Source organism: Pseudomonas azotoformans, from assembly GCF_900103345.1.
GTDB lineage: Bacteria > Pseudomonadota > Gammaproteobacteria > Pseudomonadales > Pseudomonadaceae > Aquipseudomonas > Aquipseudomonas azotoformans.
Genome location: NZ_LT629702.1, coordinates 1,568,212 through 1,590,426 on the forward strand (window position 1 = coordinate 1,568,212; position 22,215 = coordinate 1,590,426).

At 61.5% G+C, this 22,215-nt stretch carries 25 protein-coding genes and 1 tRNA gene; 13 read left to right on the plus strand and 13 right to left on the minus strand.

The features are described from left to right. The first annotated feature begins 17 nt into the window (after window positions 1-17). Window positions 18-365 carry a DUF2493 domain-containing protein gene (locus BLR69_RS06535; protein WP_071495532.1) on the plus strand — a complete coding sequence of 116 codons (348 nt, stop codon included), beginning with the start codon at window positions 18-20 and terminating at the stop codon, window positions 363-365. Between the two features lie 18 nt (window positions 366-383). Continuing rightward, window positions 384-1,205, plus strand: a complete 822-nt coding sequence (locus BLR69_RS06540) for a hypothetical protein (RefSeq protein WP_071495531.1) — start codon at window positions 384-386, stop codon at window positions 1,203-1,205. Here the strand turns inward: BLR69_RS06540 and BLR69_RS06545 are convergent. Further along, window positions 1,202-1,891: a tellurite resistance TerB family protein gene (locus tag BLR69_RS06545; RefSeq protein WP_071495530.1), complete on the minus strand. Its 690-nt coding sequence runs from the start codon at window positions 1,889-1,891 to the stop codon at window positions 1,202-1,204. The two genes, BLR69_RS06540 and BLR69_RS06545, sit on opposite strands and share 4 nt — an antisense overlap. Before the next feature lie 125 nt (window positions 1,892-2,016). Between BLR69_RS06545 and BLR69_RS06550 the strand changes: the two genes are divergently transcribed. Then, on the plus strand, window positions 2,017-2,544 hold the full coding sequence (locus BLR69_RS06550; RefSeq protein WP_071495835.1) for a DinB family protein: 528 nt from the start codon (window positions 2,017-2,019) through the stop codon (window positions 2,542-2,544). Here BLR69_RS06550 and BLR69_RS06555 read toward each other — a convergent pair. After that, the gene (locus BLR69_RS06555; RefSeq protein ID WP_071495529.1) at window positions 2,516-2,989 is read right to left on the minus strand and encodes a GFA family protein; all 474 of its coding nucleotides are present in this window, start codon (window positions 2,987-2,989) and stop codon (window positions 2,516-2,518) included. The genes BLR69_RS06550 and BLR69_RS06555 overlap by 29 nt on opposite strands. A 193-nt stretch (window positions 2,990-3,182) precedes the next feature. On the opposite strand from BLR69_RS06555, the gene BLR69_RS06560 reads away from it, so the two are divergent. Then, window positions 3,183-3,464, plus strand: a complete 282-nt coding sequence (locus BLR69_RS06560; RefSeq protein WP_071495528.1) for a hypothetical protein — start codon at window positions 3,183-3,185, stop codon at window positions 3,462-3,464. A 100-nt stretch (window positions 3,465-3,564) separates the two neighbouring features. Here the strand turns inward: BLR69_RS06560 and BLR69_RS06565 are convergent. After that, a tRNA-Leu gene (locus BLR69_RS06565) sits at window positions 3,565-3,651 on the minus strand. A 212-nt stretch (window positions 3,652-3,863) separates the two neighbouring features. Here BLR69_RS06565 and BLR69_RS06570 point away from each other — a divergent pair. Further along, on the plus strand, window positions 3,864-4,190 hold the full coding sequence (locus BLR69_RS06570; RefSeq protein ID WP_071495527.1) for a DUF2388 domain-containing protein: 327 nt from the start codon (window positions 3,864-3,866) through the stop codon (window positions 4,188-4,190). 30 nt (window positions 4,191-4,220) lie between these two features. Continuing rightward, on the plus strand, window positions 4,221-4,490 hold the full coding sequence (locus BLR69_RS06575) for a hypothetical protein (protein ID WP_071495526.1): 270 nt from the start codon (window positions 4,221-4,223) through the stop codon (window positions 4,488-4,490). Here the strand turns inward: BLR69_RS06575 and BLR69_RS06580 are convergent, their stop codons facing one another. Further along, window positions 4,491-4,820: a hypothetical protein gene (locus BLR69_RS06580; protein WP_058427841.1), complete on the minus strand. Its 330-nt coding sequence runs from the start codon at window positions 4,818-4,820 to the stop codon at window positions 4,491-4,493. Between the two features lie 230 nt (window positions 4,821-5,050). Between BLR69_RS06580 and BLR69_RS06585 the strand changes: the two genes are divergently transcribed. Continuing rightward, window positions 5,051-5,656, plus strand: coding sequence for a cysteine hydrolase (locus tag BLR69_RS06585; protein WP_071495525.1), 606 nt, complete (start codon window positions 5,051-5,053; stop codon window positions 5,654-5,656). 40 nt (window positions 5,657-5,696) lie between these two features. Here BLR69_RS06585 and BLR69_RS06590 read toward each other — a convergent pair whose 3' ends face one another. The 6 genes from BLR69_RS06590 to pstS all read right to left on the minus strand — a co-directional run bounded on the left by BLR69_RS06590 (window position 5,697) and on the right by pstS (window position 10,815). Continuing rightward, window positions 5,697-6,287: a hypothetical protein gene (locus BLR69_RS06590; protein WP_058427839.1), complete on the minus strand. Its 591-nt coding sequence runs from the start codon at window positions 6,285-6,287 to the stop codon at window positions 5,697-5,699. After that, complete coding sequence (locus tag BLR69_RS06595; RefSeq protein WP_058427838.1) at window positions 6,287-6,985, minus strand: hypothetical protein; 699 nt, start codon at window positions 6,983-6,985, stop codon at window positions 6,287-6,289. Before BLR69_RS06595 ends, BLR69_RS06590 begins: the two co-directional genes overlap by 1 nt. 30 nt (window positions 6,986-7,015) lie before the next feature. Then, window positions 7,016-7,777 (minus strand): phosphate ABC transporter ATP-binding protein PstB, encoded by a 762-nt coding sequence (gene pstB, locus BLR69_RS06600; protein WP_217649954.1) that lies wholly within the window; start codon window positions 7,775-7,777, stop codon window positions 7,016-7,018. A 76-nt stretch (window positions 7,778-7,853) separates the two neighbouring features. After that, window positions 7,854-8,747 carry a phosphate ABC transporter permease PstA gene (gene pstA / locus BLR69_RS06605; protein WP_058427836.1) on the minus strand — a complete coding sequence of 298 codons (894 nt, stop codon included), beginning with the start codon at window positions 8,745-8,747 and terminating at the stop codon, window positions 7,854-7,856. Next, window positions 8,747-9,712: a phosphate ABC transporter permease subunit PstC gene (pstC, locus tag BLR69_RS06610; protein ID WP_071495524.1), complete on the minus strand. Its 966-nt coding sequence runs from the start codon at window positions 9,710-9,712 to the stop codon at window positions 8,747-8,749. The genes pstA and pstC overlap by 1 nt, the downstream gene beginning before the upstream one ends. A 74-nt stretch (window positions 9,713-9,786) precedes the next feature. Next, on the minus strand, window positions 9,787-10,815 hold the full coding sequence (pstS, locus tag BLR69_RS06615) for a phosphate ABC transporter substrate-binding protein PstS (protein WP_058427834.1): 1,029 nt from the start codon (window positions 10,813-10,815) through the stop codon (window positions 9,787-9,789). Window positions 10,816-11,001: 186 nt separating this feature from the next. On the opposite strand from pstS, the gene ppk2 reads away from it, so the two are divergent. Next, on the plus strand, window positions 11,002-11,919 hold the full coding sequence (ppk2, locus tag BLR69_RS06620) for a polyphosphate kinase 2 (RefSeq protein ID WP_071495523.1): 918 nt from the start codon (window positions 11,002-11,004) through the stop codon (window positions 11,917-11,919). A gap of 114 nt (window positions 11,920-12,033) precedes the next feature. Here the strand turns inward: ppk2 and treS are convergent, their stop codons facing one another. Both treS and BLR69_RS06630 read right to left on the minus strand, forming a co-directional pair. After that, window positions 12,034-14,097: a maltose alpha-D-glucosyltransferase gene (gene treS / locus BLR69_RS06625; RefSeq protein WP_071495522.1), complete on the minus strand. Its 2,064-nt coding sequence runs from the start codon at window positions 14,095-14,097 to the stop codon at window positions 12,034-12,036. A 128-nt stretch (window positions 14,098-14,225) separates the two neighbouring features. Further along, window positions 14,226-15,149 (minus strand): helix-turn-helix domain-containing protein, encoded by a 924-nt coding sequence (locus tag BLR69_RS06630; protein ID WP_071495521.1) that lies wholly within the window; start codon window positions 15,147-15,149, stop codon window positions 14,226-14,228. A 159-nt stretch (window positions 15,150-15,308) separates the two neighbouring features. Here BLR69_RS06630 and BLR69_RS06635 point away from each other — a divergent pair, with 159 nt between their 5' ends. Further along, entirely contained in the window at window positions 15,309-16,061 is a 753-nt protein-coding gene (locus BLR69_RS06635; RefSeq protein ID WP_071495520.1) for an SDR family NAD(P)-dependent oxidoreductase, read from the plus strand. On the opposite strand, the gene BLR69_RS06640 is transcribed toward BLR69_RS06635, so the two are convergent. After that, window positions 16,058-16,855, minus strand: coding sequence for an AraC family transcriptional regulator (locus tag BLR69_RS06640; RefSeq protein ID WP_071495519.1), 798 nt, complete (start codon window positions 16,853-16,855; stop codon window positions 16,058-16,060). The two genes, BLR69_RS06635 and BLR69_RS06640, sit on opposite strands and share 4 nt — an antisense overlap. 186 nt (window positions 16,856-17,041) lie before the next feature. Here BLR69_RS06640 and BLR69_RS06645 point away from each other — a divergent pair, with 186 nt between their 5' ends. The 4 genes from BLR69_RS06645 to BLR69_RS06660 are packed head-to-tail and all read left to right on the plus strand — an operon-like array spanning window position 17,042 to window position 22,215. Then, window positions 17,042-18,661: an APC family permease gene (locus tag BLR69_RS06645; RefSeq protein WP_071495518.1), complete on the plus strand. Its 1,620-nt coding sequence runs from the start codon at window positions 17,042-17,044 to the stop codon at window positions 18,659-18,661. Between the two features lie 14 nt (window positions 18,662-18,675). Continuing rightward, window positions 18,676-19,602 carry a 4-hydroxyproline epimerase gene (locus tag BLR69_RS06650; RefSeq protein WP_071495517.1) on the plus strand — a complete coding sequence of 309 codons (927 nt, stop codon included), beginning with the start codon at window positions 18,676-18,678 and terminating at the stop codon, window positions 19,600-19,602. 33 nt (window positions 19,603-19,635) lie between these two features. Beyond that, complete coding sequence (locus tag BLR69_RS06655) at window positions 19,636-20,583, plus strand: dihydrodipicolinate synthase family protein (protein WP_071495516.1); 948 nt, start codon at window positions 19,636-19,638, stop codon at window positions 20,581-20,583. A 60-nt stretch (window positions 20,584-20,643) separates the two neighbouring features. Next, window positions 20,644-22,215 carry an aldehyde dehydrogenase (NADP(+)) gene (locus BLR69_RS06660; RefSeq protein WP_071495515.1) on the plus strand — a complete coding sequence of 524 codons (1,572 nt, stop codon included), beginning with the start codon at window positions 20,644-20,646 and terminating at the stop codon, window positions 22,213-22,215.

A 22,215-nucleotide genomic window follows, 5' to 3' on the forward strand; every position in this document is an offset into this window, starting at 1 on the left:
CTACAAGGAAACACCCTATGCGCGTCTTGATCTGTGCAGGTCGTCATTACGCCGACACCAAAATGTCCCGTCAGGTGCTGGACGCTTACCACCGCCTGCGCCCGGTGCAGGTATTGATCCACGGCGGCAATCAATTCCTCGGCAGTGACATCGAGGAATGGGCACGGGAACTGGGCATCGATGTGGTGCGCTACCCGCCCAACTGGCAACGCCACGGCAAACAGGCGGAACGCCAGCGCAACCATTTCATGCTGACCGACAGCCGCCCCGATGTGGTCATCGCCCTGCCCGGCGGGGACGACACCAGCGAGCTGGTGTGCCAGGCCAAAGCCAGCGGCATTTCGGTACTGACCGTAGAAAGCTGAATTCATGCGAGGTGCATCATGCACAAAAAACACACCCCAGCCCGTCAGGACGGGTTCGCCAAATACCGTGCGCGTCACTACCGCGGTGCACGCCACACGTTACTGCTGCTGCCACCGGCCAAACGCCGCGCGTTGCAGCGCAATTTGATCTTCATCGGCCTGACCCTGGGCATCCTGTTGGCGATTGCCTTGCTGTCAAAAGCCCACGCGGCCGGCGGCTCTTATGTGGTCGACGACGGCGCGATCAACGCGCCAGGCGAATGCAACGTCGATGCCTGGTACACCGCCAACCGCCACGACAGCAGTACGCATACAGAAACGCTGTCACCGGCCTGCACCTTCGCCGCGCTGCCGTCGGTGCAATGGGGCGCGGCCCTGTCGCGTGCAACCAGCACAGACAAGGGAGAAACCCAGGTGAACCCGCAGCTCAAGGCCCAGCTGTGGTCGCGGGAGGCTCTGGGCCTGGAACTGGCCCTGTCCGCCGGCGCGCACTTTGCCCTGGATCGTCATCACGGGTTTGATGGCGCGGACTTCAATATCCCGTTGACCTGGCAACCGCTGACACCCCTGCGGCTGAACCTGAATGCCGGCTGGTCCCATGCCTACAACGATGGTGACCAGAAACACCGCCTGACCTGGGGCACCGGTTTTGAATACCAGGTGGCGCCGTTGCTGACGCTGATCGCCGAACGCTACGGCCAGGAAGGCGGCGACCAGGCCTGGCAGGCCGGGCCCCGGTTGCATTTGGGCGAATTCGTCGACGTGGACCTGGTGGTCGGTCGCAGCCTGATCGGCGATCGGGCGCAGTGGTTGACCACCGGCGCCACGCTGCGTTTCTAGGCCTTGGCTTGTTGTTCCAGGTGCAGTTGCAATTGCGGGTCGATTTGCAACTGCCCTGCCAGGTCGTCCAGGTAATTGCGTTCGGCGTCCTGCTGATCGTCCACCAGCATCACACTGGCCAGGTACACCTCGGCCGCCACGGCCGGGTCGCTGGCAAACTCAGCGAAATCTGCGGCATCCAGCGGCTTGGCCACTTCGGCGTCGAGCCACTGTTGCAATTGCGGGTCGTCGGTGTGCCGGCCCAGCTCATTGGAGATCAACTGCTGCTCTTGCTCATCGATGCGCCCGTCTGCCTTGGCCGCCGCGATCAAGGCACGCAATATGGCGTGGCTGTGGGCTTCGGCGGCGGGGCCGTCAAGCTGGTCTACTGTCTGGAAGGCTTGCTGCGGTGCGTTGGCCTGCTGGCGTTGCCAGGCTTGATAGGCCTGGAATGCGGCCATGCCCAGGGAGGCCAGTGCCGCATAATTCATCCCGCCTGTGCGCCCTTGGGCAGGACGAGCGCCCGTCGCACCGCCCAGCATGCCGCCAAGGCCACCCAATAGGTCACCCAGGCCGCCACCGGTTGAAGCATTGCCGGTGCTGGTGCCTTTCAATAAGCCGCCCAGCAACCCGCCGAGGCCGCCTGTGGAGGCACGGCCACCTTGCCCGGCGCGCAAGAGTTGTTCCAGTAAGTCGCTGGTGTTCATGGTGCTACCCTCCCAGGGCGCAGTGTTGGCGTCTAACAACCATAGCCCGGCCTTGCCGGAACACCATGACCGCCGGGCGGGCACGGCTTATCATCCTGTCACCGCGCCTTCGAGAGACCACCCACGTGAACCGGATTGAACACATCGCATTGATGGCCAACTACAACCAGTGGATGAACCGCAAGCTCTACGACGCGGCCAACACGTTGTCGGACGCGCAGTTGTCGATGGATCGCCAGGCATTTTTCGGCTCGATCCTCGGCACACTGAACCATTTGGCGCTGGGCGACACCGTCTGGCTCAAGCGCTTTGCCCGGCACCCCGCCGGCTACACAGCGCTGGCGCCGCTGGAGGCGATTGCCGCACCGCTCGACCTGAGGCAGTTGGCATTTGCCGATATCCGCGAACTGGCCACCTACCGCGCCTGGCTGGACCAACTGATCATCGACTGGGCCCACGCCGTGCGCGAGCCCGACCTGGATCAGCGCCTGCACTACAGCAACATGCGCGGCGTCGCAGCCGACAAGCCGTTCTTCGGCCTGCTGGTGCATTTCTTCAATCACCAGACCCATCACCGGGGCCAGGCCACCACGCTGCTGTCCCAAGTCGGGCTGGATGTGGGCACTACGGATTTGCTGGCGCTGATCGACTGAACTCAGCGTACGCCTGCAGCAAGCGCGGGAACTCCTGAGGTTCGGGCAATTGCGCAAAACTTTCAACGGCGGGCGTGGACACCCAAGCCAGTTTCTCGCAGGTCCAGGTTTCCATGAACGGTACGTAAGCACTGGCGTTATGCAGCAAAGTCGCACGCACGTTGACGAACTCATCGATGCCATGGGGACGGGTGAACAGCCAACTCATGCAGTGCGGGCAAAAGTAATGCCGGTCCGCGCCCTGCAGGCCGCCGATCACCGGGCAGCCCTGGGTCACCGTAAAACCGCTGGCGGGAATCAACGCGCTCAGGGAGAACGCGCTGGAGGACATCTTCTGGCAACCGGTGCAGTGACAGGCCATGGTGATCACTGGGGCGGCACTCACGCTGAAACGTACATGTTCACAACGGCAGCTACCCTCTTGCGGCAGGGTGTCGGCACTCATCATCACTTCCTTTCATGGATGGGGTGGGTGGCAGGTTAACGTCCGACCTCGACCTTGAACAGGCCATACTCCCAACCGAACGCTGAGCTGCACCTGGGGTCGTAACCTTAGGTGCCGGGGTTTTACTACCCCGCCCTCCCCGCGTGCATCGTGGGTCTACCGATGCGCGTACCCCCAAGAAGGAGACGCTTACATGGTCATTCACTTCAAGGTCGCCGGCCACCTCGCCTGTGGTCACCACGGCAACAACCTGCCTTCCAGCACCGAGCTGAACCGGGTCAAATGCCGTACCTGCCGCAATACCGAAGCCTACAAGGAAGCGCGCCGCACCCAGCGCAATGCCGCCCGCCGTGCCAATCGCAAGGCCAAGAGCCACACCGCCGTCGACTGGCGCAGTGCATGGACACAACGGTTGACGGACTTGCCAGGGTTGCAGCGTTTGCCACGGGGGTTTAGTGGTCAGCCGTTTGTATAAGCCGCACATGCAAAAAAGCCCCGGATGATCCGGGGCTTTTTTTGTTCTTAAAAAAGATAAGGGCCTGCGTCAGGTTTCCCCGGCAAGCCCTTGATATCTATGGTGCCCGAACCCGGAATCGAACCGGGACGCCCTTACGAGCGGGGGATTTTAAGTCCCATGCGTCTACCAGTTTCGCCATTCGGGCGGCAGCGCGTGTTGCAGGGTTGGGAATATATAGATCCCTTCGCCTCGATGCAAGGTCGCAAGACAGCTTTATCGCACAACTGGACGGATGAAAAAAGCTTGTTAGATCAGTGATCTAGATTAGCTTTTGGAAGCCAGTCCAAGAGACCTGTTGCTCGGCAACCCGCCCGCTCTGGTACTGTGACGCACCCAACGGAATGGACACATCGCAGAATGGACTCACGCAAGGCACTTACAATCATTGCCCTGGCATTGCTCGGCAACTCAGTCGTGGCCGCCGAGAACAACAACCCGTTTCAGGCCGCGCTGATGCTCACGTCGGTCGCTCCGTTTGTGCTGACCTCCGGCGCCTTGGCGTTAACCTCCGCTATTCCTGACCTGTTCAAATCCTCCAGAAGCGATGCACTTGCGTATATCGGATCAGGGGGAGAGATCCGTGGGGCGCAGTTTGAACAGGCATCGCGCTACTACCGTTCAAACTACACTGCGCCCCTAATGTCTGACATGCAGTTGGCCCAGGTTATTGCCACGACTCTCTGACTCTTCAGCCCAACAAGGAAGTCATCGCTGATGCACAACTCCCCCACCTGGCTACGCACAACCCTGTCGATACCGGTCTACGCGACGTCTGCCGTGTTTTGGATATTGACCGTCTACCTGATCGTCACTGCGTCGGTGAAGATGCTCTCCCGATTTGTGAGGCCGGAGCAGATTGGCGAAGGGGTGGTCGACTTGCTCGTAGCCGTTGCCTTGGCCGCTCTGGGTAGCGGCCTGTGGAAACTGGGCCGGTATATTCGGACTTCATCCTTCAAAAGGCCGGCGAAGGCGACTTTGACGTAGCTACTCTGTAACAGACGCAGCGTCTGGCGCAGGCTTCTTGAGCGCCAGCGCTGGATCGGGCACCTCGACCCAGCCCTTCTTCAGATACTCACCTGCCACGATTTTACGTATCAGGAAACAGTAGATGATGGGCAATACTGCAATCGGTATTGCCGCCCAGGGCGGGCCTGCCAAGAGGCCCAGTCCGAGGGCGGCCCCCCAGATCAGCAAGTGGCGCCAAAGGCCCGCGAAGAGCAGGTAGAGAGGGCCGAGAAACAATACGGCCAGGACCTGAAAGGCGTCGACCTCTTCAACCTGGTCACTGTCCGGATGTTTGAAATAGCGGGTCATTGCACTGTCCTTGTGGGGTGAGAAGCCCGAAGAATCTAACACTGTAGGCCTTGTATTCCTACTGAACCATCAGCCTTTCCTGACGAGCCTGCGGGTCGCTGCCCATTGATGTTGAAGCCGACTATGCTAAGGCGATGTTCCTGATCCGAGACGTCAGGCTCGCCCGCCTCTGGTTCCCCGGCGGCTGGTAGCTGAATACCCGCAGTGATCCCCCTTATCGGAGACTCGAGATGAATCCCAACGCCACCGCCCTTGTCCTGATCGAATTCCAGAACGACTTCACCACCCCGGGTGGTGTGTTCCATGACGCGGTCAAAGACGTGATGCATCAGTCCGACATGCTGGCCAACACCGCCACCACCGTGCAACAAGCGCGCACACTGGGCGTAAAGATCATTCACCTGCCCATCCAGTTCGCCGAAGGCTATCCGGAGCTGGCATTGCGCGACTATGGGATTCTCAAAGGTGTAGCCGACGGCAGCGCGTTTCGTACCGGCAGTTGGGGGGCCGAAATCAGCGAGGCGATTACCCGTGAACCCGGGGATATTCTCGTGGAAGGCAAGCGCGGGCTGGATGGTTTTACCACCACGGGCCTGGATCTGGTGCTGCGCAACAATGGTGTCCAGAACCTGGTGGTGGCCGGGTTCCTGACCAATTGCTGTGTCGAGGGCACGGTGCGGTCAGGTTATGAGAAGGGTTACAACGTGGTGACCTTGAGCGACTGCACCGCCACCTTCACCGACGAACAACAAAAGGCCGCCGAAAACTTCACGCTGCCGATGTTTTCGAAGGTGTTGCGCCATACCGAGTTTCTTGGGGCGTTGAGCGCCCAGTAAGAAAAAGGGAGCGACTGATCACTCAGTCGCTCCCTTTGTGTCAACCGTTGAGCGTCAACCCCGGATACGCCCGCACCGGCACCTTGTGCCGCTGCGGTTGCTGCCGGGCAAGCTGCGCCTGGACCTGCGCAACCGCATCCAGCACCCGTTGCGCCCACTGCTCGTCTTCCGGGTCGACGACTACCACGCGAAAACCATGGTCGACGCCTTCAAGCTGCACGCCCTCGGAATCATCGACATGCAAGTCGATATCGAAGGCAGGCGGGAATTTCGACGGTGTGCTCGTCAGCCCACGCTCGGTGAGAGCCTGGTTGTGTCGCACGCTGTTGACCACGCCATCCACATGGATGCCATACAGCAGCAACCAACGACGGATGTACGACGGCGTGCGGCCCGACGAGGTGTAGACCCACACGCTGCAGCCCTGGCGGCGCAGCTCGCGGGTCAGCTTGCGGGTGCCGCTGCGCAGCGGCTCACCCAGCCAACGGTGCACACACGCCGGCAAGCGGCTGTGTTCGGTCGCGCTGTGGTGCAGCTGGCAGGCCAGCGTGTCATCGATATCGAACGAGATACGGATGCGTTGACGCTTGAACACCCGCTTGATTGTGTCGAGCACTGGGTACCTTCCCATCATTGATTTCCCTGATACACAGGCACAGGTGTGTCGCTCAGGAAAAACTCCATTGGATCAGGGGCCTTATCTTCCAGGAACGCGGCATATTTTTTCTTGATCTTGGGCAATTCGTACAAGGCCATTACGCCATGCTTGGCGGAGTTGCGTATGACCGAAGACGGGTTGAAATAGCCCTCGGCGTTGTCCAGCGTCAACACGAACGGCGCCAACCCCTCGCGCATCAACAGGTAGCTGACGATCAGCGAGCCACTGCGGTGGTTGCCTTCAATGAACAACTGCGGCTTGCTGAGCACCCGCACATACACCCCGGCTGCGCGCTTCCACACCGACTCGCTGTGGTGCTTGCAGTACCAGTTGTACAAATCCTTGATGCCACCTTCGACATTATTGAAAAAATGCACTTCGGTGGCCGCCAGGTGCTGGGCGTATTCACGCCTGCGTACCGGGTCCGTGCCGCACAGCACGGTGGCGTTGATCTCCAGCATCAGGTTCAGCTGCTGAAGGTCGAACAGATCGACACCGCGCGCCACATAGTCGTCAATCAGGGCGTAGCCTTCAAGCACATTCTGCAGCACTTCGTCCGTCAGCGGGTCGCGTGGCTCGGTAAAGTCCCGGCTGAGCTGGGCAAAACGGCTCTGGACCTCACGCAGGGCGCGTTCGATGGCGAGCAAATCAAGACGACGTGTTGCAGTCATTGGCAATCCTGAAAAACGATGAATGGCGGGTCAGCTGAACTTGCCGCTGATGTAGTCCCCGGTCATTTGTTCGCGCGGGTTTTCGAAGATCTGCGTGGTCGCGCCCATTTCCACCAGGTACCCGGTACGGGTGCCCTGGGAGATGTCCACCGAGAAAAACGCGGTGGTATCGGCCACACGGATCGCCTGCTGCATGTTGTGGGTGACCAGGGCGATGGTGTAGTCCTTCTTCAACTCGACCATCAGCTCTTCCACCCGGCGCGTGGCAATCGGGTCGAGTGCCGAGCAGGGTTCGTCCAGCAGCAGCACTTCCGGCTCGGTGGCGATGGCGCGGGCGATGCACAGGCGTTGCTGCTGGCCGCCGGACAGCGACAGGCCGCTGACCTTGAGCTTGTCCTTGACCTCATCCCACAACGCAGCGCCTTGCAGGGCGTGCTTGACGCGGTCGCCGAGGTCGCCTTTGTAGCGGTTCAGGCGCAGGCCAAAGGCCACGTTGTCGAAAATACTCATCGAGAACGGGTTCGGCTGCTGGAATACCATGCCGATGTAACGGCGCACGACCACCGGGTCAACGCCCTTGCCGTACACGTCCTGGCCGAGGAAGTGCACATGGCCTTCGAAACGGAAGCCCTTCACCAGGTCGTTCATGCGGTTGAGGCTACGCAGCACCGTGGACTTGCCGCAGCCGGACGGGCCGATGAAGCCGGTGATCTTGTTTTTCTCGATCGGCACATGGCTGTCACGCACCGCCATGAAATTGCCGTAGAAAATCTTGTCCAGCTTGCAGTCCATGACCACAGGCGACTGGGTGATAAACGGAGCGGCTACTTGCGCAGTTGACATGTTCAAAATTCAGATGCTCCCGTTCTTAGTACTTGGGCTTGCCGAAAATACGGCTCACGATATTCACGACCAGCACGATCATCACCAGCACCAACGAAGCCGCCCAGGCGAGCTCCAGCTGGTTGTCGAACGGCATGCCGGAGAAGTTGTAGATCAGCACGGCCAAGGACGCCGTCGGATTCATCACCGCCAGGCTGCCGTCGTGGTAGATCCAGTAGTTGCTGAACAGCGCGGTGAACAACAGCGGCGCGGTTTCGCCGGCGGCGCGGGCCACGGCGAGCATGACGCCTGTGAGGATCGCGGGCATGCCGGTGGGCAAGACGATTTTCCAGATCACCTGCGAGCGGGTGCAGCCCATGCCGTAGGCGGCGTCCTTCATGATCTTGGGCACCATCTTCATCGACTCTTCCGCCGTCAGCACCACGATCGGCAGCATCAGCACGGCCAATGCCACGCCACCGGCCGGGGCCGAGTATGTGCCGGTGGTCATCACCACCAGGGCGTAGGCGAACACGCCCGCCAGGATCGATGGCAAGCCGGTGAGCATCTTGGCGGCAAAGCGCGAGGCGTTCGCCAGCTTGCTGTCCGGCCCCAATTCCGCGAGGAAAATCGCCGCCAGGATGCCGACCGGCACCGCGATGGCGGCGGCAATACCGACCATCACGAAGGTACCGGCCATGGCATTACCAAAACCGCCTCCAGTCTCGAAACCGGTAGGTGGCAGTTCGGTGAACACCTCCAGGCTCAGGCGCGCACCGCCACGGGTGATCAGCATGTAGAGCACGGAAATCAGCGGCACGCTGGCCAGCAGCGCGCCAAACCACACCAGGGTGGTCAGCACCAGGCTGCGCAGGGCACGGCCTTCGAACCGGCGCTGTAGGCTCGGCATGGCCGTCATCGGCGTAGAAAGGTCAGTCATTATTTAGTCCCCCGCTGGGCGTAGACCATGATCATCGAACCGATGATGTTCACCAGCAGCGTGATGAACATCAGCACCAGGGCGGCATACATCAACACTTCGATCTCGTTGGGCCCGGCTTCGGGGAAGTTCAGCGCCAACAAGGCCGCGAGGGTGTTGGCCGGAGCAAACAGCGACAGCGAGATGTTGTTGGCGTTACCGACCAGCATGGCCAGGGCCATGGTTTCACCCAGGGCACGACCGAGACCCAGCACCAGCGAACCGAAAATGCCAGTCGCAGCGGACGGCACCATCACCTTGAGGATCGCTTCCCAATGAGTGGTGCCCATGCCGTAGGCGGCTTGCTTGGTTTTCATCGGTACACCCGTGAGGGCGTCCTGGGAAACGGCAGCGATGGTCGGCAGAATCATGATCGCCAGCACCAACGCGGCCGGTAACAGGCCCGGCCCGCTGAGGGACGTGCCGAAAAAAGGAATCCAGCCCAGTTCGCTGTTCAGCCACGCGGTGAGCGGGCGGATGGCCGGGATCACCACGTAGATGCCCCACAGGCCGTAGACCACGCTGGGGATGGCCGCGAGCAATTCGACGATGGTGCGGAACACCGCCGCCAGTTTGGCTGGCAGGAAATCCTGGGTGAGAAAAATCGCCATGCTGACGCCGAAGAAACCCGCGATCAGCAACGCGATAAGGGCGCTGTAAAGCGTGCCCCAAATAGCTGGCAAAATGCCGTACTTGCCTTGGTTAACGTCCCAGACACTGCCGAACAGCACATCGAAACCGTGCTTTTCCATGCCGGGAAGTGCCTTGCGCCCTACTTCGAAGACCAGCGCGAAGACCAGCGCCAGCACCAACACCACGCCTATGCGTGCAAGCGCACGGAAGGTGCGGTCAACCACGAAATCCTTGGTAGAGGGTGGCTGGCACGCAGAATCCGGGTTGACCGGTACGACAAAGGGTTTGTTCATTGGTTGATTCCGGAACAAGGGGGGATCGCTCCCGACATGGCTGACAGCCCATGCCGGGAGTGGCGTGGCGAGCCTTACTGGATGTTGGCGGAAGCTTTGCGAACCTGGTCGACTACCGATTTAGGCAGCGGGATGTAGCCCATCGAGTCGGCGATTTTCTGGCCTTCGGTCAGGCTGTACTCGACCATTTCACGCATGGCCTTGGCCTTGGCCGGGTTGCCGTTGTCCTTGCGGAAGATCATCCAGGTGTAGGAGGTGATCGGGTAGGACTTGGCGCCATCCGGATCCGGCAGCCAGGCCACCAGGCTTTCCGGCATTTTCACCGCAGCCAGGGCTTCTGCACCGCTTTCGGCGTTTGGTACCACATACTTGCCGGCCTTGTTCTGCAGCTGGGCAAAGTCAACCTTGGCCAGTTTGGCGAAACCGTATTCGATATAACCGATGGCGCCCGGGGTCTGGCGTACGGTGGCGGTCACGCCGTCGTTCTTCGGCGATTTGATGAACTTGTCGCTGGCAGGCCAGTTGACGGTGTTGCCTTCGCCCAGGTCTTTCTGGAACTCAGGGTTGATCGCCGACAGGTGCTTGGTGAATACCGCTGTGGTGCCGCTGGAGTCTGCACGCACCACCACGGTGATCGGCAGCTCTGGCAGTTTCAGGCCTGGGTTGGCGGCGGCGATCTTCGGATCGTTCCACTTGGTGATCTTGCCCAGGAAGATGTTGGAGTACACGTCGCGAGGCAACTTGAGCTCTTTAGGGTTGCCCGGCAGGTTGAAGGCCAGCACGATTTCACCCGCGGTCATCGGCAGCAGTTGCACGCCTTCGGCCACCTTGGCGATGTCTTCGTCCTTCATGGCCGAGTCGCTGGCGGCGAAATCGACGGTTTTGTTCAGGAAGTCCTGTACACCTGCGCCACTACCCTTGGATTGGTAGTCAACGGTAACGCCCTCGGTTTTCTTGCTGAAATCCTTGAACCAGGTGAGGTAGATCGGCGCAGGGAAACTCGCACCGGAACCAGTCAGACGGATGCTCTCGGCAGCAAACACCGAGGTGGCACTGAGAGAAACCGCAACGGCGAGTGCAGCAGACTTCATCAGACGTTTCATTCAGGAAAATCCTTGTGAATTACGGGCTGGAGAACTCTGCAACAATCTTGTTACGGTTTTATGAACGTGGAGTGGCAAAACGCCTGGTTGTCCCCCTCTCCCACCGCAATCAGGCATTTTGACGTCATTGGTTCGTAACAAATTGAGACTAAGACTTTGCCATCTCCCACCACGCGAGTTCCGTCCATGTCCTCAATCGAAGACGCCTTGATGCAACGCATCCACCGTGAACTGCTGGACCACAGCGACGAAGAGCTGGAACTGGAATTGTCCGAAGACGGTCACGACCTTAACGCGCTGTTTGACGAACACGTCGGTGAAAGCAGCGAGAAAGCGGCGCGCAGGATTTATTTCAGCGAACTGTTCCGCCTGCAAGGCGAGCTGGTGAAGTTGCAAAGCTGGGTGGTCAAGACCGGCCACAAGGTGGTGATCCTGTTCGAAGGGCGGGATGCCGCCGGCAAAGGCGGTGTGATCAAGCGCATCACGCAACGTCTGAACCCCAGGGTCTGCCGGGTGGCCGCCCTGCCCGCGCCGAACGACCGCGAACAGACCCAGTGGTACTTCCAGCGCTACGTCTCACACCTGCCGGCCGCCGGCGAAATCGTGCTGTTCGACCGCAGTTGGTACAACCGCGCCGGCGTCGAGCAGGTCATGGGGTTCTGCAACGCCGACCAGTACGAAGAGTTCTTCCGCAGCGTGCCGGAGTTCGAGCGCATGCTGGCCCGCTCCGGCATCCAGTTGATCAAATACTGGTTTTCGATTTCCGACCAGGAACAGCACCTGCGCTTTCTCAGCCGCATTCACGACCCGCTCAAGCAGTGGAAACTCAGCCCTATGGACCTGGAATCCCGTCGGCGCTGGGAAGCCTATACCAAGGCCAAGGAAATCATGCTCGAACGCACCCACATCGCTGAAGCGCCATGGTGGGTGGTGCAAGCCGATGACAAGAAGAAGGCCCGCCTCAACTGCATCCACCATTTGCTCGGGCAGATGCCCTATGAAGAAGTGCAGCTGCCGGTGATCGAGTTGCCGCAACGCGTGAGGCAGGAAGATTATTCCCGCAGCCCTACGCCGCCGGAGCTTATCGTGCCGCAGCTGTACTGAGTTACCTGCAACCTGTAGGAGCGAGCTTGCTCGCGAAGACCTCAAAGGCACCGCGTGCATTCAGGCTGCACGCGTTATCGTTGACGTTCTTCGCGAGCAAGCTCGCTCCTACAATTACAGGGGCGAGTTGCTCACCACCCGCAGCGCCAGGCCCTCATAGGCATCCAGCGTGATCGTAAACTCACCCTCCGCCGTCAGATCGCCTTCGACCCGCTCGTTGATGATATCCACCACCATCCCCGCACCAATATCCGGTAAGTACAGGGTCTCAGTGATCGGCGTGGCACCAAAGTTCAACGCGGTGATTTGTATGCCTTTGCCGGCGGGCAATTCGTGGACCATCACCAGCAACCCCGGGTTCTGCACCTCCGGCACCTGGATCTGGCGGCTGGCCGCAATGTCGTAGGCACGGCGCACCGCTAGGATTTTTTGCAGTTGCGAAGCAAACGACTCGGGGTCCTGCAACTGGCTGTTGAGGCTGCCATACAAGCTTTTCGAGCGCGGCATCTGGCCGGCGGACAATTCGGCATCCGGGTTCAAATCCACCAGGTCATAAGCACCGCGATGAATCCAGCGCGTATCGCCGTCCTGCATCAAGTGCTCGACCTCTTCCGCCGCCAGCGGCAGCGCCCCCACCAGGTCCCAGCCCGACAAGGCAAACACCCCCGGTTGCATGGCGTTGTACATCACCAACAACAAATGGATCTGGCGAATCTGCTGGGTATCCGCTTGGGTGATGGCATCCAGGTCGCGAATCCCCAGCGCCGCCGTGATGATACTGACGGTAGTGCAGGACACACCGTTGGTGACGAACTTGAGGTTGTACGGCGCATGTTCACCCGCCAGGCGCTCGTACATCTGTTCGCGAATATGCTCGCGCAGAATGTTCCCGGGAAAGGTCTGGCCCTGGTACAGGAAAGTGTCATGGGCATGCAGGGTCCAGAAGTGCACCAGTTCCAGGGTCAGTTCATCGTGGTTCTGCAACGCGTGGATCAGCGAGCCGGGGTCGATGCCCTGGCGGTGCATCTCGCGCAGCATCAGGCGCAGGAACTCGGCGTCGCCCATCAGCAACGCGTGCTGGTAGGCGGGACGGGTGATGAAGTCATAGGACAGGTCGGCACCGCCATGGGACATGGACGCGATGTCGTCCACGGTGAGGTTCAGTTCCTGGAAACTGAAACCGCCGGCCTTGCGAATCGCCCCGCCCAGCAACTGGTTGCCGGTGATCGACAGCGGATGGCTCTCGGACCAGGCCGTGCCGTCCAGCTTGCGCTCCACGCCGAGGAAACCGTTGGCGTCCAGGCGCAGGATCTTCGCGCCCATCACGTCGATGGCATGCAGCGCATCACCGATGATCATCTGCTGCGCGGCGAAAGTCGGGTCCAGCCAGTTCAGCGATGGCTGGCCTTCCTTGAAGTAATGCAGGTACACCCAGCGACGCGGCTTGCCATCCACGCCCAGCACCACGTCCGTGGCGCTCCAGTCGGTTTCCTTGACGCCGGGCTCGAAGAAGATCACCCGCTGCAACTGGCCGACGATGTAGTGTTTGTCGCGCAATGCATCGACCTGCACCGGGCTGAGGTTCTGCGCATCGCGCCCTTCGGCGACGTCGGGCAGCAACGGCCAGTCTTCTTCACGGATTTCCACCATGTGGTACAGGCCGGGGTAGTCCTCGTACGCCATCTCGGCCAGGCGGAAATCTGCGCCCTTGCCGGTGTGGGACGGGATCACATCGTCGATGATCACCGCATTGTGCGCCGCCGCCATGCGCGTCAACGCCTGCAACTGCGCCTCGGTGCCCAGTTGCGGGTCGATCTCGAAACTGATGCGGTCAAAATTGCCGTCGATGGTCGGCGTGTGCTGCATACCGCTCAAACCGCCGGATTTTTTCAGCGGGCCGTTATGGATGCCCTGGATGCCGATCTTCGACAAGGCATGCCACAGCGCCTCATCCCCCAACGCCTCCAACACCGTACCGCCTTCTCGGGTCACGATTGACGCCGGGTAGGCGGTAAACCATACCGACGACAACGCCGAAGCATCCCGAGGCCGGGTCTGCGCGTAAGGCTGCTGCCACAACCGGCCCTGGCCCGAATAGAGCTTGGCGCGCTGGCGGGCCGCGTGGAGCATCGATTGTTCCACCAGCCAGTTCACATGGTTGTTTTCAGCCGCGGTCATAAGTCGGATACCTGTGGTGGTGAATCAGCCCAACCGGCTGATTTCAATCGGTTGTCCTTATATGAGGCGTCAGGGGGCCATTCGTTGCATTGAATCCGGTATTGCCGGTTCGGGCTCGGTCGGGGGGGCTATTGCTTGCGATACTCGCGTGGCGTCATCCCGGTGTGACGCCGGAATACCTGGGCGAAATGCGCAGGGCTGCCGTACCCCACGTCCAGCGCCACCTGAATGATGCTCTGATCGGTGCTCGACAACAGTTCGCGGGCTCGGGTCATGCGCAACTGAATGAAAAACTGCGACGGTGAATGACCTGTCGCCTGCTGAAACAGGCGGCTGAAGTAATAACGGCTCAAGCCTGCTTCCTGGGCTAATGTCGGCATGCTGAGGTCAGTATCGAGCGACGCTTGCATGCGCCTGATGACACGTTGCAGGCGATAGGCCGGTAAGGCATTGCGGCCTTTCACACCTGCATCATCCCGATACTGTCGAACCAGGTGCACCGCGAGTGCCTGCGCCAGGCCTATTGCACACAGCACGCTCGGCGTTGAACGCTGGGCAAGTTCTTCGTAAATACACCTGACCAGACGCTCGACATGCGAGTCGTTTGCCCCTGAAAGCTCCAGCAGACGCACCTGGCTGGCGTCCTGCTGAATGTCCGTAGCGGCCAGATCCAACAGGCGCTGGCTCAGGTAAAGATGGACCACCTTGAAATCGTCGCTCCCCATGGTCTGCCAGCGCATTTCGTAGGGCTCATCGGCCCTGGTCAGAAAAAAATCACCTGCTGCCACGTCGCTGACCCGCCAGCCCTGCCCGCGCTCACGCTCCTCGACCCGCGCAGCGCCCGACAGTACAAGGACCAGAAGCGGCTCCGCCACTGCCGGCACGACAAGATCGCGCAGGGTGCTGCGGTGGGTGTAAACCTGCATTTGCACATCAGGATGCAACCAATGTGTCGGCCCTGCGCAGGCGCTATGAGGCAGGTATCGCGGCATCTGTTCTGCCGCAATCCGTGCCGGGCCTGAAAACTCTTCGGTTGATCGGAAGCTGTTCATTTGAGGACCTGCTTGAGAGCTGGAAGCCGACTACCCGCGATAAAAAAGCACAACCGCGATAGTCTCGCAAAACACCTTCAGATTTGTCACGGCCAAAGACGGACAGTGCCCCCTCACGCAGCGCGCAAGTGCTGTGAACCCATCAGGAGGCCTCATCCAATGAGCACTATCAATCAAGAGTTTGCCGGAAAAGTCGTACTCATCACAGGCGCAGCCAGCGGTATCGGCCGCGCCGTCGCAGAACTGATGCACCAACGCGGCGCGCAGGTCATCGCCGAAGACAAAAACCCGATGGTCCGCACACTGGGGCGTCCAGGGCTTATTCCCCTGGTGGCCGACATCACCCGGGACGGTGCCGCAGAGCAGGCGGTCGCGCTGGCCATCGAGCATTTCGGGCGTCTGGATATCCTGGTGAACAATGCCGGGATCATCATTAACAAGCGGGTGGTCGATATGACGCGGGACGACTGGGAGCACATCCAAAACGTCAACGTGACTGCCGCCTTCCTGCATTCCCGCGAGGCGATCAAAGCCATGATTGCCAATGGCTCCGGCGCCATTGTCAACATCGCGTCTTACGCGGCTTACCAGGCCTTTCCCAGCATCGCCGCCTACGCCGCATCCAAAGGCGCGTTGACGCAACTGACACGCACGCTTGCACTTGAGGTCATCGAGCAGGGCATTCGGGTGAACGCCGTGGGTTCCGGGGATGTTGTCACGAACATACTCGACAGCGTTGTGCCCGACGGACCGGCCTTCCTGGCGGAACACGGCAAGACCAGCCCCATCAAGCGCGCCGCGCAACCGGAAGAAATCGCCGAAGTGGTCGCATTTCTTGCCTCTGACCGCGCCTCCTACCTGGTCGGTTCAGTGGTCATGGCGGATGGAGGAATGAGCGTCGTCGCCGGCTAAAGGCCGTTGGTCAAAGCGCTCGAATCAGCCGTCGCCTGCCGATACTGCCTCGGCGTAAACCCCGTCGAGGCCTTGAACTGCCGAGTGAACGCGCTGTGGTCGGTGTACCCGCACTGCAGCGCCACCTCGGTGATCGGCAGGTCGCTGTGCAATAACCGATGGGCGTGTTCCAGCCGCACTTTCTGGATCATCTGCCGGGGCGTGAGGTGGAACACGCGTTTGCAGTAACGCTCCAACTGCGCCACGGAAATCCCGGCGATGCGGGTCAACTCACCCAGGGTGACCCGGCGGTTGAAGTGCGCACGGATATGCGCGTCCACGGCGGCCAGGCGTTGGTAGGCGGGGTGGCTTTCGCTGGCGGTTTGCAAATCGACCGAGATGCCGGCCAGGCCGATGATCGCGCCGAGGTGGTTGTACAGCGGCCACTTGTGGGTCAGGCACCAGCCGGGTTCACGGGTGCCGTACAGGTGCAGTTCAAGCTGGTCTTCCAGGACAAAGCCCTGCTCCAGCACGCGGCGGTCCTGTTCGGTGTAACCCGGCCCCAGTTGCGCGGGGAAGACTTGCGCGCTGGTCTTGCCCAGCAGCGGTTGCAGCTGCTTGAGGCCGCAGCGCTGTACCAACGTACGGTTGGCAAGGAGATAGCGGGCCTGGGTGTCCTTGATGAAAATCGCCGCATTGGGGATCACATCCAGCATCGGCAACAGCTGCACCACACCGGCCAGGAGCTGCTCGATGCTGTGGGGTCGATTCGCTTCATCCCCTTGGCACAGGGCCGCAAACGCAGTCTGCAACATGACTTTCGATCCCCATTGAGTGCCTCGACGCACGCAGATTGCACGATGCCCGGCGCCCTGTCGAGCCACGAAAACTGTGCCGATTTCGTCATCGATGTCGGCAAAAAACATCAATCGCGCCGCCGCCCGTGAGTTCACTGTATGGCCACTGCATGCCTATCCAATAACTCACAAGAAGGCGACGCTATGTCAGGTCAAGGCAAGTTCAAGAAACAACTTTCATTGATGGACCTCACCTTTATCGGGCTGGGGGCCATCTTCGGTTCGGGCTGGTTGTTCGCCGCCAGTCATGTGTCGGCCATTGCCGGCCCGGCGGGGATCATTTCCTGGCTCATTGGCGGGTTCGCGGTGTTGCTGCTGGGCATTGTGTACTGCGAGTTGGGCGCCGCACTGCCCCGCGCCGGTGGGGTGGTGCGCTACCCGGTCTACTCCCATGGCCCGTTACTGGGCTACCTGATGGGCTTTATCACGCTGATCGCGTTTTCCAGCCTGGTCGCCATCGAAGTGGTCGCCTCGCGCCAATACGCAGCGGCCTGGTTTCCCGAGCTGACCAAGGTCGGTTCCAGCGACCCGACCACCCTCGGCTGGCTGGTGCAGTTCGCCCTGCTCTGTCTGTTTTTCGTGCTCAATTACCGCAGCGTGAAGACCTTCGCCATCGCCAATAACCTGGTCAGCGTGTTCAAGTTCATCGTGCCGTTGCTGGTGATCGGTGTGCTGTTCACCTTCTTCAAGCCGGCGAACTTTCAGGTACAGGGTTTTGCGCCGTTCGGCCTGTCCGGGATCGAGATGGCGGTGTCGGCGGGCGGGGTGATTTTTGCCTACCTGGGCCTCACGCCGATTATCTCGGTGGCCAGTGAAGTGAAGAACCCGCAGCGCACGATTCCGATTGCGTTGATCCTCTCGGTGTTGCTGTCGACCGCGATCTACGTGCTGCTGCAAACCGCCTTCCTGGGCGGCGTGCCCACGGAAATGCTCGCCAAAGGCTGGGCCGGGATAAGCAAGGAACTGGCGCTGCCTTACCGGGATATAGCCTTGGCATTGGGCGTGGGCTGGCTGGCCTACCTGGTGGTCGCCGACGCGGTGATCTCCCCCAGCGGCTGCGGCAACATCTACATGAACGCCACGCCGCGGGTGGTGTATGGCTGGGCGCAGACCGGCACGTTCTTCAAGATCTTCACGCGTATCGACGAGAAGTCCGGCATTCCGCGCCCGGCGCTGTGGCTGACGTTTGCCTTGTCGGTGTTCTGGACCCTGCCGTTCCCGTCCTGGGAAGCGCTGATCAATGTAGTGTCCGCCGCGTTGATCCTCAGCTATGCCGTGGCCCCGGTGACCGTCGCCGCACTGCGCCGCAATGCACCGCAGATGGTGCGACCGTTTCGGGTCAAGGGCATGGCGCTGCTCGGTCCGCTGTCGTTCATCATCGCCTCGTTGATCGTGTACTGGTCCGGCTGGGGCACGGTGTCCTGGCTGCTCGGCCTGCAAATCCTGATGTTCGTGGTGTACCTGTTGTGCGCGCGCTGGGTGCCGACCGCGCACCTCGACCTCAAGCAGCAAGTGCGTTCCTCAGCCTGGCTGATCGGCTTCTACGCGGTGACCATCCTGCTGTCCAAGCTCGGCAGTTTTGGCGGCATCGGTGTGCTCAGCCATCCGCTCGACACCCTTGTGGTCGCGGCATGCGCACTCGGCATTTACTACTGGGGCGCCGCCACTGGCGTGCCAGCTCACTTGGTTCGGCTGGAACACGAAGCCGATGAAAGCGAAGCGGTTGACGAGCCTCACGCCCAGCTGACGCCCGCCACTTACTGATTCAGGAGCGTTTTATGAAGCGATTGCACGTGATCGACTCCCATACCGGCGGCGAACCGACGCGCCTGGTGATGAGCGGTTTTCCGGCGCTGGAAGGCGTCACGATTGCCGATCAGCTGCACCACCTGCGCACCGAGCATGACCAATGGCGCCGCGCCTGCATCCTGGAGCCGCGAGGCAATGATGTGCTGGTCGGCGCGCTGTACTGCGCGCCGGTCACGCCCGGTGCCATCTGCGGGGTGATCTTCTTCAACAACGCCGGCTACCTCGGTATGTGTGGCCACGGCACCATTGGCCTGGTCGCGTCCCTGCATCACCTGGGTCGCATCACCCCCGGCGTGCACCGCATCGACACCCCCGTCGGCCTGGTGGAAGCGACGCTGCACGCGGATGGCGCCGTGACCCTGGGCAATGTGCCCGCCTATCGTCATCGCCGACAGGTGGCGGTGGACGTGCCGGGCCATGGCGTAGTGCTGGGCGATATCGCCTGGGGCGGCAACTGGTTTTTCCTGGTGTCGGAACATGGCCAGCGCCTGCAGATGGACAACGTCGACGCCCTCACCGACTACACCTGGGCAATGCTCAAGGCCCTGGAAGACCAAGGCATTTACGGCGCCGATGGCGCACTGATCGACCATATCGAACTGTTCGCCGACGACGACCACGCCGACAGCCGCAACTTCGTGATGTGCCCCGGCAAAGCCTACGACCGCTCGCCCTGCGGCACCGGCACCAGCGCCAAGCTGGCCTGCCTGGCCGCCGATGGAAAACTCGCGCCCGGCGAAACCTGGGTGCAAGCCAGCATCACCGGCAGCCAATTCGAAGGCCGCTATGAATGGGACGGCGAACGTGTGCGCCCCTTCATCACCGGCCGTGCCCACATGACCGCCGACAGCACCTTGCTGATCGACCCGCAAGACCCTTTTGCCTGGGGCATCTGAGCCCTCCCCCTACTGGAAACTGGAGTGAACACCATGAGCGACAACATCTTCACCGGCTGCATCCCTGCCCTGATGACCCCGTGCACGCCTGAGCGCAAGCCGGACTTCGACGCCCTGGTCGCCAAAGGCCGCGAGCTGATCGATATCGGCATGAGCGCCGTGGTGTACTGCGGCTCCATGGGCGACTGGCCGTTGCTCACCGAGGCCGAACGCCAGGAAGGCGTGGCACGGCTGGTGGCGGCCGGCGTGCCGACCATCGTCGGCACCGGCGCGGTGAACAGCCGTGAAGCCGTGGCCCACGCGGCCCACGCCGCCAAGGTCGGTGCCCATGGCTTGATGGTCATCCCGCGTGTGCTGTCCAGGGGTGCCTCCGCCACCGCACAAAAGGCGCACTTCTCGGCAATCCTCAAGGCTGCGCCCAACCTGCCGGCGGTGATCTACAACAGCCCGTACTACGGCTTCGCGACCCGCGCCGACCTGTTCTTCGAATTGCGCCGCGAACACCCGAACCTGATCGGCTTCAAGGAGTTCGGTGGCGGTGCCGACCTGCGCTACGCCGCCGAACACATCACCTCCCAGGACGACAGCGTGACCCTCATGGTCGGGGTCGACACCCAGGTGGTGCACGGTTTCGTCAACTGCAATGCCACCGGCGCCATCACTGGCATCGGCAACGCGCTGCCTCGGGAAGTGCTGCAACTGGTGGCCCTGAGTAAAAAAGCCGCCAAGGGCGATGCCAAGGCCCGCCGCCAGGCGCGTGAGCTGGAGGCCGCGCTGGCGGTGCTGTCGTCCTTCGACGAAGGCTGCGACCTGGTGCTGTACTACAAGCACTTGATGGTGTTGAACGGTGACAAGGGCTACGCCCTGCACTTCAACGAAACCGATGCCCTCAGCGATGCCCAGCGTCGTTACGCAGAGAACCAGTACGCCCTGTTCCGCCAGTGGTACGCCAACTGGTCGGCGGAACAGAACGTCGCCTGAACCCTTGCGCGCCGCTGCGGCTCTCGCAGCGGCCAACCCTCTTTTTTTCAGGAAATCCCCATGACTCTGACGGGCAAGATGCTGATCGGTCAGCACGCTACTGCCGGCACTCGCGAAGCGATCCGGGCGATCAATCCCGCCACCGATACCGCCTTGGAACCGGCCTACCTCGGCGGCAACGGCGAGCATGTCACCCAGGCCTGCGCCTTGGCGTGGGCGGCATTGGATGCCTATCGCGAAACCTCTCTGGAGGCCCGCGCCACTTTCCTTGAGACCATTGCCGCGCACATCGAGGCCCTCGGCGATGAACTGATCGACCGCGCCGTCGCCGAAACCGGCCTGCCCCGCCCACGTATCCAGGGCGAACGGGCGCGCACCTGCGGGCAACTGCGCACCTTCGCCCGCACCGTGCGTGCCGGCGAATGGCTGGATGTGCGGGTCGATAACCCACAACCGCAACGCCAGCCCCTGCCCCGTCCAGACCTGCGGCAACGCCATATCGCGCTCGGCCCCGTCGCGGTGTTTGGCGCCAGCAACTTTCCATTGGCCTTTTCCGTGGCCGGTGGGGATACCGCCTCTGCGCTGGCTGCCGGTTGCCCGGTCATCGTCAAAGCCCACGGCGCGCACCCGGGCACCAGTGAACTGGTGGGGCGTGCGGTGGCGAAGGCGGTCAAGGCGTGCGGTCTGCCGGAGGGTGTTTTTTCGCTGTTGTACGGTTCGGGCCGTGAGGTCGGTATTGCGCTGGTCACCGACCCGCGCATCAAGGCCGTCGGGTTTACCGGCTCGCGCAGCGGTGGCCTGGCGTTGATCCAGGCAGCGCAGGCACGGCCAGAGCCGATTCCGGTCTACGCGGAGATGAGTTCGATCAACCCGGTGTACCTGTTTCCGGCAGCGTTGGCGGCCAGGGGTGAAGCATTGGCCCAGGGTTTTGTGGCGTCGTTGACCCAAGGCGCCGGGCAGTTCTGTACCAACCCGGGGTTGGTCATTGCGGTGCAAGGCCCAGCCCTGGATCGCTTCATCAGCCTGGCCAGTGGCTTGCTGCCGACCTGTGGGGCACAGACCATGCTCACGCCGGGCATTGCCAGTGCCTACGCTGCCGGCGTAGGCGCACTCGCTGAACATGCCAAGGTTGCCGCACAGGGTTTGCCGGCGACAGGCCCCAACCAGGGCCAGGCCCATCTGTTCGTGACCCAGGCGCAGGCGTTCCTGGCCAATGAACATCTGCAAGCGGAAGTGTTCGGCGCCGCGTCACTGCTGGTCGTCTGCGTCGATAATGAAGAAGTGCGCCAAGTATCCGAGCATCTCGAAGGCCAACTCACCGCCACGTTACACATGGATGAGAACGACCTTCCCGATGCCAAGGCCCTGCTGCCAGTGTTGGAGCGCAAGGCCGGTCGCTTGCTGGTCAATGGCTGGCCGACTGGCGTTGAGGTATGTGATGCCATGGTCCACGGTGGCCCCTTCCCGGCCACCTCGGATGCGCGCAGCACATCGGTGGGCACGGCGGCGATTCAGCGTTTCTTGCGGCCAGTGTGTTATCAGGATTTCCTCGATGCATTGCTGCCGGCCGCGCTCCAGCACGGCAACCCGTTGCTGCTGCGACGCCTTCTCGATGGCCAGAGAGAGGCATAA

Excerpts from the sequence above, each read along its gene's own strand:
- BLR69_RS06575 (WP_071495526.1), top strand. The coding sequence starts at position 4,221 with ATGCACAACTCCCCCACCTGGCTACGCACAACCCTGTCGATACCGGTC.
- BLR69_RS06595 (WP_058427838.1), bottom strand. The coding sequence starts at position 6,985 with ATGACTGCAACACGTCGTCTTGATTTGCTCGCCATCGAACGCGCCCTG.
- BLR69_RS06630 (WP_071495521.1), bottom strand. The coding sequence starts at position 15,149 with ATGAACAGCTTCCGATCAACCGAAGAGTTTTCAGGCCCGGCACGGATT.
- BLR69_RS06570 (WP_071495527.1), top strand. The coding sequence starts at position 3,864 with ATGGACTCACGCAAGGCACTTACAATCATTGCCCTGGCATTGCTCGGC.
- BLR69_RS06580 (WP_058427841.1), bottom strand. The coding sequence starts at position 4,820 with ATGACCCGCTATTTCAAACATCCGGACAGTGACCAGGTTGAAGAGGTC.
- BLR69_RS06660 (WP_071495515.1), top strand. The coding sequence starts at position 20,644 with ATGACTCTGACGGGCAAGATGCTGATCGGTCAGCACGCTACTGCCGGC.
- BLR69_RS06535 (WP_071495532.1), top strand. The coding sequence starts at position 18 with ATGCGCGTCTTGATCTGTGCAGGTCGTCATTACGCCGACACCAAAATG.
- ppk2 (WP_071495523.1), top strand. The coding sequence starts at position 11,002 with ATGTCCTCAATCGAAGACGCCTTGATGCAACGCATCCACCGTGAACTG.
- BLR69_RS06540 (WP_071495531.1), top strand. The coding sequence starts at position 384 with ATGCACAAAAAACACACCCCAGCCCGTCAGGACGGGTTCGCCAAATAC.
- treS (WP_071495522.1), bottom strand. The coding sequence starts at position 14,097 with ATGACCGCGGCTGAAAACAACCATGTGAACTGGCTGGTGGAACAATCG.
- pstC (WP_071495524.1), bottom strand. The coding sequence starts at position 9,712 with ATGAACAAACCCTTTGTCGTACCGGTCAACCCGGATTCTGCGTGCCAG.
- pstA (WP_058427836.1), bottom strand. The coding sequence starts at position 8,747 with ATGACTGACCTTTCTACGCCGATGACGGCCATGCCGAGCCTACAGCGC.
- BLR69_RS06555 (WP_071495529.1), bottom strand. The coding sequence starts at position 2,989 with ATGAGTGCCGACACCCTGCCGCAAGAGGGTAGCTGCCGTTGTGAACAT.
- BLR69_RS06585 (WP_071495525.1), top strand. The coding sequence starts at position 5,051 with ATGAATCCCAACGCCACCGCCCTTGTCCTGATCGAATTCCAGAACGAC.
- BLR69_RS06640 (WP_071495519.1), bottom strand. The coding sequence starts at position 16,855 with ATGTTGCAGACTGCGTTTGCGGCCCTGTGCCAAGGGGATGAAGCGAAT.
- BLR69_RS06650 (WP_071495517.1), top strand. The coding sequence starts at position 18,676 with ATGAAGCGATTGCACGTGATCGACTCCCATACCGGCGGCGAACCGACG.
- pstS (WP_058427834.1), bottom strand. The coding sequence starts at position 10,815 with ATGAAACGTCTGATGAAGTCTGCTGCACTCGCCGTTGCGGTTTCTCTC.
- BLR69_RS06590 (WP_058427839.1), bottom strand. The coding sequence starts at position 6,287 with ATGGGAAGGTACCCAGTGCTCGACACAATCAAGCGGGTGTTCAAGCGT.
- BLR69_RS06560 (WP_071495528.1), top strand. The coding sequence starts at position 3,183 with ATGGTCATTCACTTCAAGGTCGCCGGCCACCTCGCCTGTGGTCACCAC.
- BLR69_RS06655 (WP_071495516.1), top strand. The coding sequence starts at position 19,636 with ATGAGCGACAACATCTTCACCGGCTGCATCCCTGCCCTGATGACCCCG.
- BLR69_RS06635 (WP_071495520.1), top strand. The coding sequence starts at position 15,309 with ATGAGCACTATCAATCAAGAGTTTGCCGGAAAAGTCGTACTCATCACA.
- pstB (WP_217649954.1), bottom strand. The coding sequence starts at position 7,777 with ATGGACTGCAAGCTGGACAAGATTTTCTACGGCAATTTCATGGCGGTG.
- BLR69_RS06645 (WP_071495518.1), top strand. The coding sequence starts at position 17,042 with ATGTCAGGTCAAGGCAAGTTCAAGAAACAACTTTCATTGATGGACCTC.
- BLR69_RS06545 (WP_071495530.1), bottom strand. The coding sequence starts at position 1,891 with ATGAACACCAGCGACTTACTGGAACAACTCTTGCGCGCCGGGCAAGGT.